Origin of the sequence: Achromobacter pulmonis (genome assembly GCF_021733725.1) — a bacterium.
In the GTDB taxonomy this organism is placed as follows: domain Bacteria; phylum Pseudomonadota; class Gammaproteobacteria; order Burkholderiales; family Burkholderiaceae_B; genus Achromobacter; species Achromobacter pulmonis.
Window position 1 is genome coordinate 5,041,396 of sequence record NZ_JAIFOT010000001.1, and the last position, 16,914, is coordinate 5,058,309.

Here is a 16,914-nt window from a genome sequence, read left to right on the forward strand (position 1 = left end):
GTCGGGCTCCGGAGACGGCGGCCTAGACCGCCACCGCCTGTTCCAGCCGCAGGCCGCGGCGTTGCGTATCGAGCGTCACTCGCGCGCCCAGCGGCAGCGTCAGATTGGGGTCGCCATGGCCGCTGGGCCACGCAGCCAGTACCGGAATATCGCGCCCATCGAACTGCTCGCGCAGCAACGGAAACAGCTGGCTTTGACCCAACTCATCGCCCATCGGCAGCCCCAGCCGGGTGAAATTGCCCACCAGCACGCCCTTGAGGTGGTCGAACTTGCCGGCAGCGCGCAGTTGCGACAGCAGCCGATCGATGCGCGGCAGCGCCTCGTTGACATCCTCGATGAACAGGATTGCGTCGCGCGTGGCAATGTCGTGGCGCGAACCGATCATGGCGGCGATCAGCGCCAGGTTGCCCCCCACCAGCCGGCCGCTGGCGCTGCCGGGCGCCAGCACCACCGGATTGGAACCCGGCGGCGCGTCGATCCAGGCTCCCGCCCCGATCTGGCCGCCGACCATGGCCAGCACGTGGCTGGCGGTGGGCTCCTGCTTGCCGGCCAGCAGGTCCTGCGCCAGCATCGGTCCGTGGAAGGTGACAAAGCCGGCGTGGCGCTGCATCGCCAGGTGCAGCGCCGTAATGTCGCTGTACCCGATGAAAGGCTTGGGATGTTGGCGCAGCAGCGCGAAATCGAGCCGGTCCGCCAGCCGCCACGAGCCGAAACCGCCCTGCAGGCACCAGACCGCGTCGACGGTCGGATCGGCGAACGCCGCATGCAGGTCGGCCAGCCGGGCGGCATCGTCGCCGGCCAGATAGTCGAAAGGCGCATCGCTGCGCGTCAGGGCCGCCGGCATGATACGGGCGTCATACCCGCGCGCCCGCAGCCAGTCAGCCGCCTCGAAGGCCGCGCCATCCGCGGCCGAGGCGGGCGCGACGATCGCCACGCATCCTCCCGCACGCAAGGCCGGCACGGCAATGTCGCGGCCTGGCGCCAGGCTGGCCGGCGGGCCGCCGCCGTCCCCGGCAGCGGGGTCCCGGCCCGCGACCCGGCTGGCGCATCCGGCCAGCGCCAGACCCGACAGCCCCAGCGCGCCCGCCGCCTTGAGCAGGCCACGGCGCGCCGAATCAATCTGAGGCAGAGGTGCGCGAGGCCGTGTCGCCATATATTATTCCGAATAAATTATTAACTTTATCAATGCCTTGGAAGATATTTAAAGAAACAACTTTAAAATCAACCAAGCCGCCCCGCACGCCAGCGCACGTGCACCGTGCGATTCCAGAATTTACTTTAAGTTATTCCAGAATCCACGTTAACTTGCCTGGCGCGGCGACCACAGAAATCACCCCGTGGAGCCGCCCCGCGCCACGTCAGAACCGCTCGTATCCGAGCCGATAGCGCCACTGCCCCACGGCCAGGCCCGCCATCGGCAGGCGGCCGATGCGGATACGGCGCAAGGCCTGCAATTGCAGGCCGACACTGTCGCAGGCGTACTCGATGAACCCCAACGCCGGTGTCTTGAGCGCGAAGCGCAGGTGGGTTTCATTCTGCCAACTGACCTTCATCGGCACGGCCGGGCGGCCCTCGTACGGCAGCCCGCGTTGCAGTCGGGCCAGACCGGCCGCGTCCAGCGTGCCGCGCACCTGCGCGATGTACTCCTGCTCGACGTCGCGCCCTTCCTGCACCAGCTTGCGCGTGACCGCATATTCCTGCGAGTAGACCACCAGGCCGCTCGCGGCACGTTCGAGCGGCGTGGCCAGCGCCAGGCCGTGGAACATGCGCTTCAGGTAGCGCTGGCCCGAGCGGTCGCCCGGCATCAGGTTGTCGGGCAGGATCAGATCCAGCGCCGAACGCGCCGGGCCAGACCTTGGCAGATCCGCCGCAGGGCCGGACGCCAGGCTTGCCGAGAGGCTCGCCGACAGGCTTGCCGACAGGCCCGCCGGTTTGTGCACCAGCACGGTCACGGGGCGTATCTCTTCCAGGCGCGCTCCCGGCAGCAGGCGCACCTCCTGGTCCGGACGAACCCGGAAACCCGGCTCCTCGACGACCTTGCCATTCACGGCGACCCGGCCGCCCTCGACATAGCGCTCGGCGTCGCCACGCGAACAGGATTGCTCGACGGCCAGCCGCTTGGCCAGGCGGACGCTGTCACTCATGGCTGCCCCCCCACGACAAGGCAGGATCGGAAACAGGCGGGGCGGGCAATCGGCGGCAACATCGTCATCTGGAATACGGCATCGAAAGGCGGAACAGGAACGGCCCTGGCGGCGCGCCGAGGCGCGCGCAAATGGCCTGGAGCGAGATGTTACGCGCATTCCCCGCGCCCTTCCCGTCCCTTGCCGGCGCGGCCATGACCAGGGCGCGCCGCTCAGGTATCGCTGGAACGCGTGCCGGCCTCCGGCGCCGGGACTTCGTCGACCCAGGCCTTGAGCAGCGTGGAGGTCACCGCCAGGATCACCGGGCCGATGAACAGCCCGACGATTCCGAATGCGAACATGCCGCCCAGCACCCCGGCCAGGATCAGCAGCATCGACAGGTCCACGCCACGCTTGATCAGCAGCGGCCGCAACAGATTGTCGAGCATCGTAACGAGCACCGCCCATACCAGCAGCAGCACCGCCGCCACCTTCATGTCGTTCTGGAACAGCCAGATGACGCCGCCCAGCAGCGGCAGGAACGGCCCCAGCTGGGCCAGGCACAGCATCAGCATCAGCGCCGTGATGATGCCGGCGGCCGGCACCCCGGCGACCCACAGTCCCAGGGCGCCCAGCGCCGATTGCACCACCGCCGTCACCACGATGCCCAGCGCCACCGCGCGGATCGACAGCCCGGCCAGGCGAATGGCCGCCACGCCCCGGTGCCCCGCCAGGCGGTTGGCGAAGCGCTGCATGAAATTGGCCGCCACATCACCCTGGCTATAGAGAATGCCGGCGATCACGATCGTGATCAGCATGTGCATCACGAACACCCCGACGATGGCGGCATTGCTCAGCAGCCATTTGGCCGCCATGGTGACATAGGGTTCGAGCCGCGCCAGCAGGCCGCCGGCGCCGGCATCGGCCAGGGCTTGCCATTCGTGCGCGACGCGCTCGCCGGCCAGCGGGATCGCGCGCACCCAGCCAGGCGGGGCCATCAAGGCGTAATCAGGCAGGCCCTTGATCGCCGCCATGATGGTCCCGCCGTGCAAGGCCAGCGTCGAAATCGCCTGATACAGCGGCAGCACGATCACCACCAGCAACACGATCAGCATGACCGCCGTGGCCAACCAGCGGCGGCCGCCGCAACGCCGCTGCACCGCCAGCATCACCGGCCAGGTCGCCACCACGATGGTCGAGGCCCAGATCAGGCCAAACAGAAATGGCTTGAGCACATAGAGGCTGCCAATCATCAGCGCAGAAAGGATGACGACGACCAGCAGATTGCGCGCGAGATCCGCGGGCGGACGGGGGGCATTCGGATTCAAGCGGGGCTCCAGGCGGCAGCAAATGGGTCTTGTGCGACTTTATCCGAACTTCGCCGGACGTGACGCGGTGAACACGGCGCGCCTCAGTTGCCCCGGGCCGGCGCGCGCGCCGCCGGATCATCGCCACCGTCTTGCGCCGCCACCGGCGCGCCGGACCCTGCGGCAACGCGGGTGGCGATCAGGTGGCGCGTCATTTCCAACAGTTGCGCATCGCGGTCCTGCTGCTGGGCCAACAGGTCGGCCTGCCGCGACTCGGCTGCCGCCAGGCGCTCGGCCAGTTCCTGCTCGCGGCGGCGCGAAGCCTGCAACGCCTCCTGGGCCGCGGCCAGTTCCGCCAGCCGCCTGCCCTGCTCCGCCTGGGCATCGGTTTGCACGCCACGAATGCGGACGGCGGCTTCGGCTTCGGCCGCGCGCAGGCGTTCGGCCGCCTGCGCCAAAGCCTGGCGTGACTGCTCGGCCTGTTGCTGCGCGGCCGCCTGCAGCGCCTCCACGCGGGCCAGCAGCCGCTTGGCCTGGCCCCGTTCCGCGTCCAGGTCGTTGAGCCAGCGACGTTCGTGCGCGGCATGGCGCGCATGCGCCGCCGCCAGGGCCTCGGCCTGCTCCTGGCGCCCGCGTTCGGCATCGGCCACCTGGGCCAGCAGCGCGGCGCGGGCATCGGCCAATTGCTGCTGCGCCAGGGCCGCGGCCTCGTCGCGCTGGCGCAACTGGGATTCGGCCGCGCGCAGGCGAGCCTCGGTGGCCGCCAGTTGTCCGGTCGCCACCTTCAGCCCCTCTTCCAGGTCGCGTTCGCGGCTGGCCAATTGCGCTTCGCGCTGGCGTAGTTGCTCGGCTTGCGCAGCCAGGCGCTCGCCCGCCTGACGCAGCGCCTCGGCTTGTTCGCGGCCGGCCTCGGCCTGCTCGGCGCGGGCCACCGCCAGCGCACTTTCCCAGAAGTGCGCGGCAGCCTGCGCGACCGGTTCGGGCACCGCCGCCGGCGCGGCAAAGGCGCCGGGGTCCTGGATGCGGGCGCCCAGCGCGCGGAACCAGGTTTCCAGATGCGGGCTGACGGTGTTGGGCGAGCCGCGCCCGATCTTCTGGCGGACGCGCTCGATGGTGGGCCGCGCGCCCTCCAGCAATAGCGCGTCGGCGGCGCGCCAGACATCCTGTTCGGTGATACCGCTGGCCATGGCTCGGATTCCTGGATCGATTGGCAAGAATTACCCACGATAATGGAATCTTATCGTGAGTAATTATTTATAAGTGTTTTATATCATACAGCGTATGTATGATTTATTAGAATATCACTTGCCACGCATTGCGGCTATCCAATCGTCGGGTCATCCGCGCTCAAGCCGCGCGGCGCTGGCCAGCGCCGTGCCAGCCACAGGCACGCTTGCCGCCTACCAGTGGTAGGCCAGGTTCACCGCGCCGCCCAGGCCGGACTGGCCATTGCCGTCGAGATTGCCGATGACCTGCCCGGACACCTGCAACGCGGGCGTGGCCCATCCCAGCACGCCCAGCTTGAGCTCCAGGCTGTCACGCGAGGCCGCGGCCTCGAATCGGTTCGGCCCCATGCGCACGGACGGTATGTCGAAACTGTGCAGCCAGTCCGCCTCGAAGAACGGGCGCACTCCCCGGCTGCCCGCGGCCGGTCGGGGATACACCCGCACGCCCGCGCGAGTGCGCCAGGTGTCGCTGGCGCCCGTGCGCATGCGGGTTCCCTGGAGCGAGGCCTGCCGGGCCTCGTAATGACTGTAGAGCACTCCGGCATGCGGCTCGACGACAAGCGGCGCGAGCGCGGTCGATGCGCCGAAGGGCGCCAAGGCATAGCCGGCGTCGAGCGACCCGCTCAAGACGGACGATTGATAGCGCGCACTGCCCAGTTCACTGCTGACCTGGTTCGAATAGCGCCCATACTGCACCCAGGTGTCGGCATACGCACCGAGCCGGGTGGCATCGTTCTGATAGGCCGTGCCGTATACGCCGGCCGAGTATCCCGAGACCTTGCCGCGCGCCCGCGCGCGCAACGTCTCGCCACCGGGAAGGACCAACCCGGAGGTCGAGGTGCTGCGGGCTTCCCCGTAGCCGGCCATCGGCCCCAGATGCAGCGCGCCATTGGCGCCCAATGGCGCTTGCCAGAGGTCGCCGCCAAACTGGAGCACATAACGCTCGCTGTCGAGCGTGACGCGCCCCTGGGCCATGCGCAGGCCGCGGTCCCGACGGCCCTGCACGCGCGTCCAGACATTGCGGCTCGCCGTCGGCGCCTCGCCCGGACCCAAGGGTTCCGCCACACCGCCCTTGGACGGCATGCGATCGTGCATGCCGTGAATGAACAGCGCGGCACTCATCATCTGATTCGAGAGATAGGCGCCACCCTCGGGCGAAACATTGCGCGGCCCATCCTGGCCTGCCGTGGCGCTCGAGGCGGCACGTTGCTGGGAACCGGCCGGAGCGGGCGTGGGCGTGGGCGCGGCGCGCTCCGAGGTCAAGTACCAATCCTGCGCCGCCCCGCCTCGGCCGCCGCGCAGCAGGCTGTATTCGTAGCCATTGACCGCCAGGGTGCGGGAGCTGGCGCGAAAGCCGGACGACCCGGCATCCAGCGTGAATGCGTCCGGCGCCGTACTGCCGCCATTGATCGTCTGCACCACCCGGATGCCCTGCGCCGTCAGGGCGCCATTGCCGCCGGCGTTGATGATGCGCAAGGCGCCGCGTCCGCTGGCCTTCCCCGCGTTGATGACCAACCTGTCCGTTGGGGAAGCGTCATCCCCCAGCCGGGTGTGCAGCACCAGCACGCCTTTGCCCGTGTAATTATCGACGGTGAGTGTTTTGAAATCACCGGGAGCTTTCGGCGCTGCGAACGCCACCGTGCCGCCGTTATCCAGCGCGGCCAGCGACGAATCTCCGCGGACGATCCAGCTGCTGGCGCCGTCCAATGTCATCGACTTGACCCGGCCGCCATTGCGTTCGATCAGGGCGCCGGTCAACGACGACCCGCCCTTGAGCGCAATGTCGGCCTCGCCGCTTTCCATCAGCACATCGCCCACCAGGCGCGAACCGGTGGCGTCCAGCGTGATATGCCCGGTCGCGATATCGGGCGCTGCGCCACCGCCATTGGGAGCTCGCACGCCACGGGTATTGCCGGTGGACAGCGAATGCAGTAATCGACCCGCTTCGACCGCGCCGCCGGCACGGCCGACGATATCGGCGTCATTCAGCGAAAACCGGTGATCTCCGCCCGCGGCGACCAGGGCCGCGCCATCCTGCGTCTGCACCTGACTGCCACGGCTCAAGACGACGGTATTGCTGCTGTTGGCCTGCGTGGCATAACTGGCGATACCCCAAGCGTTCTTGCCGGTGGCGCTGACCCGCATGTTGGCAAGTTCGAGCAGGCCGCCATCGACCACTTCCGCACCGTGCGCAGCGTTGCCCGACGTGCTGACGCTGCCATCCGCGGCCGACAGGCGCGCGCCGGCTGTCTGCACGAACAGGCCGCTGGCGGTATCGCCATGCGTGGTCACGCGGGTTCGGGCCAGCGTGATCGTGCCGCCCGGCAGGTTCGCGACTGCGCCCATGGCATCCGCGCCAAACGTTTCGATGCGCGTGTCGCTTGCCTCGATCGTGGCCCGGGTCGCATTGACCGGATCGGCTTGCAGGCCCACCCCCTGGAAACCATGGGTTGTGATGGCGCTTTGCTGCAGGATGACCGACCCGCCGCGCACATGTACGCCCATGGTGTTGTTCTGGGTATTCGCGCCGGCCTGGATCGTGATCTGCCGTCCGCTCAGAGCGCTGGAATCGCCAGAGACGATGACGGCGGCGCGGCCCGGGCCGTCATACGTGATCGTATCGCCCGGATTGAGCACGCGATCGGCGTTCGTGACGATGACGCCGCCCACCTCGGCGCTGTTGCCACAGGCGGGAATGGCGGCAAGAGCGGCGCCGACCAGCGCCAGCATGTAAGAAGGTCGAAATCTGAACATGGCGGCGATGATGCGCGCCAGGCCAGCCCCTGCGACATCAGACAATTCCGAAACTACTTCAACTGTCTTACCCCCTGATCGAAGGCCGTTGTTTTCGCTCGGCCAGCGGCATGCCTTCATCTCCCGCGGGATCGGGCCAAACCGGGGATACACGGCGCGGTATCGCGCTCATGCCGACGCTAGGACGATTCTGAAAGTGTCCGCGGAGTATGGCGATCCGCTGACACCCGGACCCACAATTCACGCGCTGTACCGAGAAAGCCAATCGATTGCGGACATCGCACCGTACGGCCGGCGGGCGCCGCCGCGCCCGGACGACAAGCGATGCCGACCCACAGGGGAAACACGTGAAGAAAAAAAGCTCACAGCATTACCTCGGCCTCGCATCCAGGTTGCGGTCGCGGCCACGCGGAACCGCGACACACCTGGCCATTTTGACCCTATGCCAACTTACGGCGGGCAACGCGCAGGCGCAGCCCTATGTCAATTACGACGGCACCCGCACGCATGATCTGAAGGCCGCCGTCGCGACCTGGGCCGACAACCCCGAGTTCAAGGCCGACTGGGGCCTGGCCGCGATGAACGCCCAGTACGCCTACGCGCGGGGCTTCAGCGGCGCCGGCATAAAACTGGGCTCGGTGGATTCCGGCTATCAGCCGACGCATCAGGAGTTCGCCGGCCGCCACTTCACCAGCATCCGGGTCAATGGGCAATACCTGAACGATGGCAGCCAACTGGACGGAAACGGGCTGGCCTGGCATGCCGGCGATGCTTTCGACCGGGACGGAATCTATATCAATCGGTCCGACAGCGCGAAATTGATCAGCGCGAACGACAACCACGGCAACCATGTATCCGGCACCATCGCCGCGGCCCGCAATGGCAAGGGAATGATGGGCGTGGCATTCAACAGCATCTACTACACCTCGAATACCAACGGCACGGACGGCTCGATCTACGGATCGAACATGGACTATAACTATTTCAAGGCGGCTTACGGCAACCTCGCCGCCGCGGGTGTGCGCGCGATCAACAGCAGTTGGGGCAGCCCCCCTTCTGCCGACGACTACGACTCGATCTCGGGTTTTTCCAGGGCTTACCTGCGCATAAACGGCGCCGGCAAGAAAACGTGGCTGGATGCCGCGGCCGATGTCGCGCGAGACGACGGCGTGCTGCACGTCTGGGCCAATGGCAATGCCGGCGCGGCAAACAGCTCGATTCGTGCCGGCGTGCCGTACTTCCGTCCGGACATCGAACGATTCTGGATCGCCGTGACCGGCCTGGATCAACGCGGTGGCCAAAACTTCAACCGATGCGGCGTGGCCAAATATTGGTGTGTTGCCGCGCCGGGCGTTGATATCGACAGCGTGAGCGACAAAGGCAACGACCAGTACGTCCGCTATAGCGGCACGTCCATGGCGGCGCCGCACGTAACCGGCGCGCTGGGCGTTTTGATGCAGCGGTATCCGTATCTGGGAAACGAGGAGATACGCACGATACTGCTGACCACCGCCTCCCATCGCGGCGCCGGCCCCGCCGATGTGCCCGACGCCACCTATGGCTGGGGCGTGCCGGATCTGAAAAAAGGCATGGAGGGCCCTTCGCAGTTCCTCGGGCGTTTCAACGCCAACCTGCCGGCGGGTGTGTCTGACACCTGGAGCAACGGTATTTCAGAGGCCGCACTGCTTCAGCGCAAGCAGGAAGAAAAGTCGGAGATTGCCGGCTGGACAGCCGAGGCGGCCATGCTGGCGCGTCGAATCCAGCCGGTCCCCGATGCCGCCACGCCGACCGAGGAAATGCGCCAGGGAATGGCACGGGCCCGCGCGTTGCTCCAGCGAGTCATCACCAGCAATCTGGAACCGAACTTCACCTATTCCGAATACCGGGCCGCGGTGCGTGCCGCGAAGGCTGACCCCTACGGGGCGCAGTTGCTCAGTATGTATGATGCCGCGCATCCGGGCTGGGCCGCCGGTTACAGTTTGCCGACCGACTACGATGCCTTCCTGGCCGGCCGCACGGACGAGGAGCTGGCGCACGCGGCGATAAACGCACCGCGAACCAATGTCATCGCGACCAATGCGTCCACGCGATCCGAAATCGACCTGCGCCAGCGCAGGGTCTCCGGCTTGGCGGCCAAGCCCGATTCAAGCTACCAGGGCAGCCTGGTGAAGACCGGAATGGGCACGCTGATCCTCACGGGCAACAACAGCTACTCGGGCGGCACGCAGCTGCGGGAAGGCACGCTGGGGCTGGGACACGACAACGCCCTGGGTACCGGCCTGCTCGCCATCTCGAACGGCGCGACCCTGTTGGCCGCGGCCGACGGCCTGAACGTGCGCAATACGCTCACCCTGGCCGGTCTGGCCAATGTCGACACGGCAGGCCATACGCTGACACTGTCCGGCTCGATCCGCGATGACGCCATTCGCGGCGGCCTGGTCAAGGCCGGGGCCGGCACGTTGGTGTTGGCCGGCGCAGGCGCTTATTCCGGGCCCACCCTGCTGCAGGCGGGCGTGCTGCGCGCGGGCGTGGCCAATGGTTTCTCGTCCCGCAGTGCGTTTCTGTTGAATGCCGGCACGCAACTCGACCTGGCCGACCTGGACCAGACCGTCGGCTCGCTGGCGGGGCGTGGCGACGTCGCGCTGGGCAAAGCCACCCTGACCACGGGCGCGGACAACCGGCACACGCTCTTTGCCGGCCGCATCAGCGGCCAAGGCGGCCTGACCAAGATCGGCGCCGGCACCCTGGAATTGAGCGCCGACAATAAGGCCTATACCGGCAAGGTTACGCTGGCGGGCGGCGGCCTGTGGCTTGGCCAGGGCGCGCGGCTGGGTGGCCGCGTACTCGCGCAGAGCGGCACCCTGCTCGGTGGCGAGGGCAGCCTCGGCGGCGCCACGATCGCCGCCGGCGCCGTGCACGCGCCGGGCAATCCCCTCCGCACGCAGCAGATCAATGGCGACTACGTCAACCACGGCACCTTGCGCATCAGCGGCGCGCCTTCCGCCGTCAGCCGTATCAATGCCGCCGGCGCGGTGGACATCGCCGGCGGCACCCTGGAACTGCGCCTGTCACCGGAGGATGCCGCGTCCTGGCAGCCTTTGAACGGGCCTTATACGCTGATCGCCAAACAAAGCGCGGGCGCGGTTGCCGGCACATTCGCCAGCATCCGCAACCCGCTGCTGTTCCTGAACGCGCCGGTCAGCACGAGCGGCGGCGATGGCAACGACGTCACGCTCTCGCTCGAACGCAACGACCGCAGCATGGCCAGTCTGGCCGCCACGCGCAACCAGGCCGCGGTCGCCTCGGCCATCGACGCGCTGCCGCAGACTCACGAGGTCTGGCGCAACATTGCCTTGAGCAACGATGCCGCCGCCCTGGCGCCCGCGTTGACCCAATTATCGGGCGACACCCATGCCAGCGTGGCCACCGCGTTGGCGAACATCGCGATGACGCCTGCATCGCTGAACGGATTGGTCGCGTTGCGCCAGAACCTGTCGATGCGCATGCTGCCCGGCGCCCCCATGGCTGCGCTCGACAATGGAGAGCCGCCGCCGGCGGCGGCGTTGCCGCGGCGCGACGCGGCGCCTCTTTGGGTGCGGCTCGGCGGACAATCGCGTCGCCTGGCCGGTGACGGCAGCGCCCCGGGCGTGAGCGAGCAGAGCACCGATCTCACGTTGGGCGGGGATGTGGCCGTTGGCGCGGGTTGGCGGCTCGGCGGCGCGTGGGGATACACGGACGCGCGCCTGGGCACATCTTCGCGCCAGGCCAGCGCCACCCTGCATAGCTACACCGCGACCGTGTACGGCGGCAAGGATTATGCGCTTGGCGCCGGCACGCTCACGCTGACGGCCGGCGGCGCCTATGCCTGGCACCACGTGGATTCGCGACGCGCCGTGCGCTACGGCAGCCTGGACCAGACCCTCACCGCGGGCTATCGCGGCGCGACCACCCAGGTCTTCGCCGAAGCGGGGTATGCCTTGGCGCTGTCGGACACGGCCGTACTCGAACCGTTCGTGAACCTCGCCTGGAATCAGCTGCGCATGCAGGGCTTCTCGGAGTCGGGCGGCTCGGCGGCCCTTGCCAGCGACGGCCAGCGCCAGCGCAACCTCAGCAGCCTGACAGGTGTGCGCGGTGGCTGGCAGGTCCCGGGGACGGCCATCGCCCTGCGCGGCATGCTGGGATGGCGCCATGTGTATGGCAACACCCGACCCAGCGTGGCGCTGTCTTTCAGTCAGGGACCGACGTTCGATACGGGCGGCGCACCCATCGCACGCGACGCGGCGCGCATCGAGCTGGGCGCCGACATCGTCGCCATCCGCAACATGACCGCCGGCCTGAACTATGGCGGCGAGTTCGGCGGCGGCAACCGCCAGCATGCCGGATCGCTGGAGATGCGTTGGCGCTTCTGATCGGCATCTCGCGCCATCGGCATCCGCGAAACGGGCACGGGATGCGGATACGCCAATCCGCCGGGGGGAGCCAGCGTTTATGATTGGCGCGATTGCGCCCGTCGGGTCGCGGCCGTGGGACAGGCCTGCCGCCGGGCGCATTGCACCGCATCCCGTGCCAGGCCGCCCATGCTCCTTCCCTCCCCGCTCCGTGCCCTCCTGGACGCCGTGCCGCGTCGCTATCGGCTGGCTGGCGCCGTCGGCGCGGTCGGCACCGCTGCAGCCGGCAGCCACGCGGGCGCGCTGGCGCGGGCGATAGAGCGCCTACAGGCCACGCTGGCTGGCGGCCACGAGCCCGGCTTGCCGCTGCGCGATGCCTTCGTCGTCGCCCTCGACGGGCTCATCCGCGAGGCCCTGCGCCCGCAGGACGGCGACCCGGCGTTCCAGGCGGCCGTGCTGGCCTACCGCCTGCCCGTGGTGCGCGAGTACCTGGCGCTCAATGGCGGCGCGACGGCCGACCGGCGCAGGGTACAGGCCGTGGTCGACGCGCTGGCACATCCCGCCAAGCCCGCGCGCCTGCCGCCCGGCCAGGCGCGGACGCGGCTGGCGCGGCTGCATGCCGCGACGATGGCGGCAGACTGGGGGCTGGTGGCGCATCTCGCGCACGCGTTGCCGGCCCTGCCGGAGGTGGCTCTGGCCGACGGCCTGGCCTCGACCTTGCGCGCCCTGGCCGACGATCCCGCGCTGGCCCGCCTGTGCCGGATCGAGGCGCTGGGGCGGGATCCGGCGGTATGCCGCTATCGAGAGATCCGCGCCCGGCTCGGGCCGCGCGCCGGCAGTGCCGAAGCCACCGCCCAGGCCCGGCTCGCCCGGCAACGCGGTATCGCGGTCGAAACGCAGGCGGCGCGCGCGCTGCGGGCCGTGGCGCACTACCTGGACCGCATTGAAGGCGCCGCGACGGCGGGCATGACCCCGCGCCACCAGGTCGTGACGTCGCTACGGGTGCCGGCCAGCCTGGCGGCCGCCACGGACCGGGCCAAGACCGAATGGGATGCGGTCCTGCTCAGGCGCGCCGACCCGGCGCCCGCCGATGCGGTGCCTCTCTGGGATATCTGTCTGGTGATCGAGGCCAAGGCCTCGGTGGAGGCCGCCACCACCGACCTGCCACGGCTGTTGCGCGGGCTGCGCCTGCTGGCGCGCGCACAGCCGGACCAGGCGTATGCATTTTCCACCCAGCAAGGCGTGATCCAGGTGCGCGGGACATCGCTGGCGGCGTTGCCGGTAGCGGAAGCCACCCTGGCGGAGCAGGTGCTGTACTGCAGCGACGCGCCAGCCGATGCTCCCCAAGCGGGACTGCACGCGGCCAGCCGGATGCAATTGCTGTCCGCGCCGACCTGTCTGGCCTATGCCGCCGCGTTGGGCGAGGGCCAGGCCGTGGACCAGGACATGCTGGCGCCGCTCTGGCAGGCGTTGTGGCGCGAGGCCCGCTGGCAGCCGGTGTTGAACCTGGCCGCCATGCGCCAGCTGGCACGGTCCCTGATGGTGCACCCGGACGACCTGCTGGCGACCGTGGCGCAACGGTCCGCGCCTGCAGGCGCGTCAGCTTGAGCGCGGCCGGAACAATCCGCCGACCGGATCGGGCACAATGAGGCTTTTGCCCCGCCCTCACATGCGCCCGCCCGTCCCGCCCTCCTCCCGCGCGCTGCCCGCCACGCCGGCGCGGCCGGTCGCGCCGCTGGACCCGTCGGCCCTGGACGCGGCCACCGAGGCCGCGGTGCGTGCCCTGCTGCGCGAAGGCAGTTCGGCCAACACCGAGACCGCCTATCGCGCCGCCATGCGCTACTGGGCCGCCTGGTATGCCCTGCGCTTCGGCCAGCCGCTGGCCCTGCCGGTGGCGGCGCCCGCCGTGGTGCAATTCGTGGTCGACCATCTGCAGGTCCAGGGCGCCGATGGCCTGCGCCACGGCCTGCCGGAGCAGATCGACCAGCGGCTGATGGCGCAAGGCGTCAAGGCGCGCCCCGGGCCGCTGTCGCTGAACACGGTGCTGCACCGGGTGGCGGTGCTGTCCAAGGCGCACGCCTTGCAGGAACTGATCAACCCCTGCCGCCACGAACAGGTGGCGACGCTGCTGTCGCGCGCCCGGCGCGCCTATGCCCGGCGCGGCGACCTGCCCGTGAAAAAACCGGCGCTGACCCGCGCGCCATTGCAGGCGCTGCTGGGCACCTGTGACGATTCGCTCGAAGGCCTGCGCGACCGCGCCTTGCTGCTGTTCGCCTGGGCCAGCGGCGGGCGGCGGCGCTCGGAGGTGGTGCGCGCCACCACGGCCAATACGCTGCGCACGCCGCAGGGCTATCTATATGCGCTGGCGCACTCCAAGACCAACCAGGAGGGTTCGGCGCGCGCGGACAACATCAAGCCGATCGTCGGCGCCGCCGCGCTCGCGCTCGACGCCTGGCTGGCCGCGGCGGGGATCACCGAGGGCCCCCTGTTCCGGCGGGTGCGGCGCGGCGGCGTGATCGGCGAACCGCTGGCCGCCGCCGCGGTGCGCGATATCGTCGTCAAGCGCAGCCGCCTGGCCGGGCTGGAGGAGCCGTTTTCAGCCCACAGCCTGCGCTCGGGTTTCGTCACCGAGGCTGGGCGCCAGAACGTGCCGCTGGCGGAAACCATGGCCATGACAGGACACGCCAGCGTGGCCACGGCGATGAGCTACCACCGTGCCGGCGCCGTGATGCAGTCGCGCGCGGCGCGATTGCTCGATGCCGCCGACGAGGCACTGCCGGACGCCTGAAGCGGCGCGCCGGTTCCGGGTCCGCGCACACTTGAATACAATGGCGGCTGCCGGCGCCGGGGCGCGCCGCGCGTGCCCCGAGGTCCAAGCCTGCTGTGTCTTCCCTGCGAATCAATCTGCGCGGCCTGGTGCTCGCGCTCACGGTGTTCAGCGCCGTTGCCGCCACCGCCAATGCCCTGTATGCCAGCTATCGGCTGCAACGCGAACAACTCATTGCCAACACGCTGGAGGCGAACCGGGTCTATGCGGCCAAACTGGCCGAAAGCGCCAGCAGCTTCCTCAAGGCCGCGCAGCGCCAGTTGGGCTACAGCGCGCGCCACATCGCCGGCCAGATGGACGTGCCCGGGTTGCTGGCGGCCGAAGTGCTGCGGATACAGGAGCAAAGCGACAGCTTCAACTCGGTGGGCGTGGTCGGGGCCGACGGGCTGATCCTGGCCACCACGCAAAGATTCCGCAGCTTCCTTGGCGCCCGCGTCGACAGCCCGGGCAGCCGCGCCGCGCTGCAATCGCGCCAACCGGAAATCAGCAAGCCCTACGTGTCGATCGCGGGCAATCTGCTGATCAACCTGTCCTATCCGATCATCGCGGCCGATGGCCGCTTCCTGGGCTACATCGCGGGCACCCTGCACTTGCGCAAAGATAGCGCTCTGGAAGATCTGTTGGGCCGCCATCACTACACCGACGGGTCATACATCTATGTGGTGGACGGGGACGGCCGGCTGATCTATCACATCAATCCGGAACGGATCGGCGAGGTGGTAACGGGCAACCCGGTAATCGATGCGGTGGTCAAAGGCCAGGCCGGCGCCCGGCGCCTGGTCAATTCGCAAGGCGTGGACATGCTGGCCGGCTACGCGCCGGTGCCCACCAGCGGCTGGGGCGTGGTGGCGCAGCGCTCCACCACGGTGACGCTCACGCCGCTGAACGACCTGCTGTGGGCCTTGCTGGGTTATGCCGCGCCCCTGGCCGTGGTGTTCCTGTTGGCGCTTTGGTGGTGCGCGCGGCAGATCTCGCTGCCGCTGTCGCAACTGGCCACCAATGTCGAACACCACGACGTCGCGGTGGCGATGCAGCGCGTCAAGTCCGTCAAGGCCTGGTATTTCGAGGCGGAACGCCTCAAGCGCGCGGTGATCTGGAGCTTCACCAGCCTGCAAGAAAAAATCGGCAAGCTGAACCTGGCCAGCATCACCGATCCGCTGACCGGGCTGCGCAACCGGCGCGGCACCCAGGACGCGGTGGATCAACTGCAGGCCAGCGGCACGGCGTTCTCGGTGGTGGCGCTGGACATCGACCACTTCAAGCGCGTCAACGACACGCACGGTCACACTGCCGGCGACAAGGTGATCCAGAACGTGGCCCAGCTGATGCGCGACAGCTCGCGCCCCGGCGACATCCTGTGCCGCAATGGCGGCGAGGAATTCCTGATCCTCCTGCCCGGGGTCGGCCCGGCCGAGGCAATGATCGTGGCCGAGCGACTGCGCCAGCGCATCGCCGAGCGCGACATCACCCCGGTGGGCAGCGTGACCGTGTCGGCCGGCGTGGCGCAGTGGCCGGCCTGTGGACCGGATGTGTTGCAGGCGTTCCATGCCGCCGACGCCGCCCTGTACAGCGCCAAGCAGCAAGGCCGCAATCGGGTGGTGCTGCACGGCGCGGCCTAGCCGCGCGCCAACAGCGCGCCAGGCGGCGTCGGGGCGGCGGACCCCAAGGCATGGCCGGCCGCGCAGGCGCGGTTGCCAAATCCCGCGCGACGAACTATAAGACCTCGACCTAACTTGAGGTCAACACCATGGCGGCCGACAAGCCGATCGATATCACACGCGTCATGACCGTGGGCGAAGTGGCCCGGCGTAGCGGCGTGCCGGTCTCCACGATCCACTTCTACGAATCCAAGGGGCTGATCCACAGCTCGCGCAGCGACGGCAACCAGCGGCGCTTTCCCGGCATCGTGCTGCGCTACATCGCCATCATCAAGGTGGCGCAGCGCACCGGCATACCGCTGGAGGAAATCCGCGAGGCCATGGCGCGCTTTCCGCAGGACAGCCAAAAGCTCACGCCGGCGCAATGGAAAGCCCTCTCGTCGCAGTGGCGCGCCAACCTGGACGAGCGCATCCGCAAGCTGACCCGGCTGCGCGATGAACTGGACAGTTGCATCGGTTGTGGCTGCCTGTCGCTGCGGGACTGCCCGCTGCGCAATCCCGACGACGTGCTGGGGCGCGACGGGCCGGGTCCGCGCATTCTGGAACGCCCCTAGCCGCCGGGCCGGGCGCGCCGGCACGATGCCAAGCCGCGCCTTCAGCGTGATCGGGCGGGGCAACATTACGCATCAAT

Annotated in this window: 10 protein-coding genes; 5 read left to right on the top strand and 5 right to left on the bottom strand. The window is 68.9% G+C overall.

The genetic code is table 11. The features are described 5' to 3' along the window. Positions 1-22 precede the first annotated feature (22 nt). The 5 genes from K2W61_RS23250 to K2W61_RS23270 all read right to left on the bottom strand — a co-directional run bounded on the left by K2W61_RS23250 (position 23) and on the right by K2W61_RS23270 (position 7,455). Positions 23-961: a S66 peptidase family protein gene (locus K2W61_RS23250; RefSeq protein WP_175140115.1), complete on the bottom strand. Its 939-nt coding sequence runs from the start codon at positions 959-961 to the stop codon at positions 23-25. A 397-nt stretch (positions 962-1,358) separates the two neighbouring features. Beyond that, on the bottom strand, positions 1,359-2,144 hold the full coding sequence (locus K2W61_RS23255; protein WP_236756668.1) for an RNA pseudouridine synthase: 786 nt from the start codon (positions 2,142-2,144) through the stop codon (positions 1,359-1,361). A gap of 212 nt (positions 2,145-2,356) precedes the next feature. After that, complete coding sequence (gene ydiK, locus K2W61_RS23260) at positions 2,357-3,451, bottom strand: AI-2E family transporter YdiK (RefSeq protein ID WP_236756669.1); 1,095 nt, start codon at positions 3,449-3,451, stop codon at positions 2,357-2,359. 83 nt (positions 3,452-3,534) lie between these two features. Continuing rightward, positions 3,535-4,617 (bottom strand): DNA-binding protein, encoded by a 1,083-nt coding sequence (locus K2W61_RS23265; RefSeq protein WP_175139969.1) that lies wholly within the window; start codon positions 4,615-4,617, stop codon positions 3,535-3,537. 213 nt (positions 4,618-4,830) lie between these two features. Beyond that, positions 4,831-7,455 carry an autotransporter family protein gene (locus tag K2W61_RS23270; protein WP_236756670.1) on the bottom strand — a complete coding sequence of 875 codons (2,625 nt, stop codon included), beginning with the start codon at positions 7,453-7,455 and terminating at the stop codon, positions 4,831-4,833. Positions 7,456-7,679: 224 nt separating this feature from the next. On the opposite strand from K2W61_RS23270, the gene K2W61_RS23275 reads away from it, so the two are divergent. From K2W61_RS23275 to soxR, 5 genes are all read left to right on the top strand, one after another. Further along, a complete protein-coding gene (locus K2W61_RS23275; protein ID WP_236756671.1) occupies positions 7,680-11,819 on the top strand; it encodes an autotransporter domain-containing protein in 4,140 nt (1,379 codons plus the stop codon). 168 nt (positions 11,820-11,987) lie between these two features. Beyond that, complete coding sequence (locus K2W61_RS23280) at positions 11,988-13,406, top strand: 3-deoxy-D-arabino-heptulosonate 7-phosphate synthase (protein ID WP_236756672.1); 1,419 nt, start codon at positions 11,988-11,990, stop codon at positions 13,404-13,406. 175 nt (positions 13,407-13,581) lie between these two features. After that, the gene (locus K2W61_RS23285) at positions 13,582-14,586 is read left to right on the top strand and encodes a site-specific integrase (protein WP_175140116.1); all 1,005 of its coding nucleotides are present in this window, start codon (positions 13,582-13,584) and stop codon (positions 14,584-14,586) included. A gap of 95 nt (positions 14,587-14,681) precedes the next feature. Continuing rightward, positions 14,682-16,244 (top strand): GGDEF domain-containing protein, encoded by a 1,563-nt coding sequence (locus K2W61_RS23290; protein ID WP_236756674.1) that lies wholly within the window; start codon positions 14,682-14,684, stop codon positions 16,242-16,244. Positions 16,245-16,372: 128 nt separating this feature from the next. Beyond that, positions 16,373-16,837 (top strand): redox-sensitive transcriptional activator SoxR, encoded by a 465-nt coding sequence (gene soxR / locus K2W61_RS23295; protein WP_236756675.1) that lies wholly within the window; start codon positions 16,373-16,375, stop codon positions 16,835-16,837. The last annotated feature ends 77 nt before the right edge of the window (positions 16,838-16,914 follow it).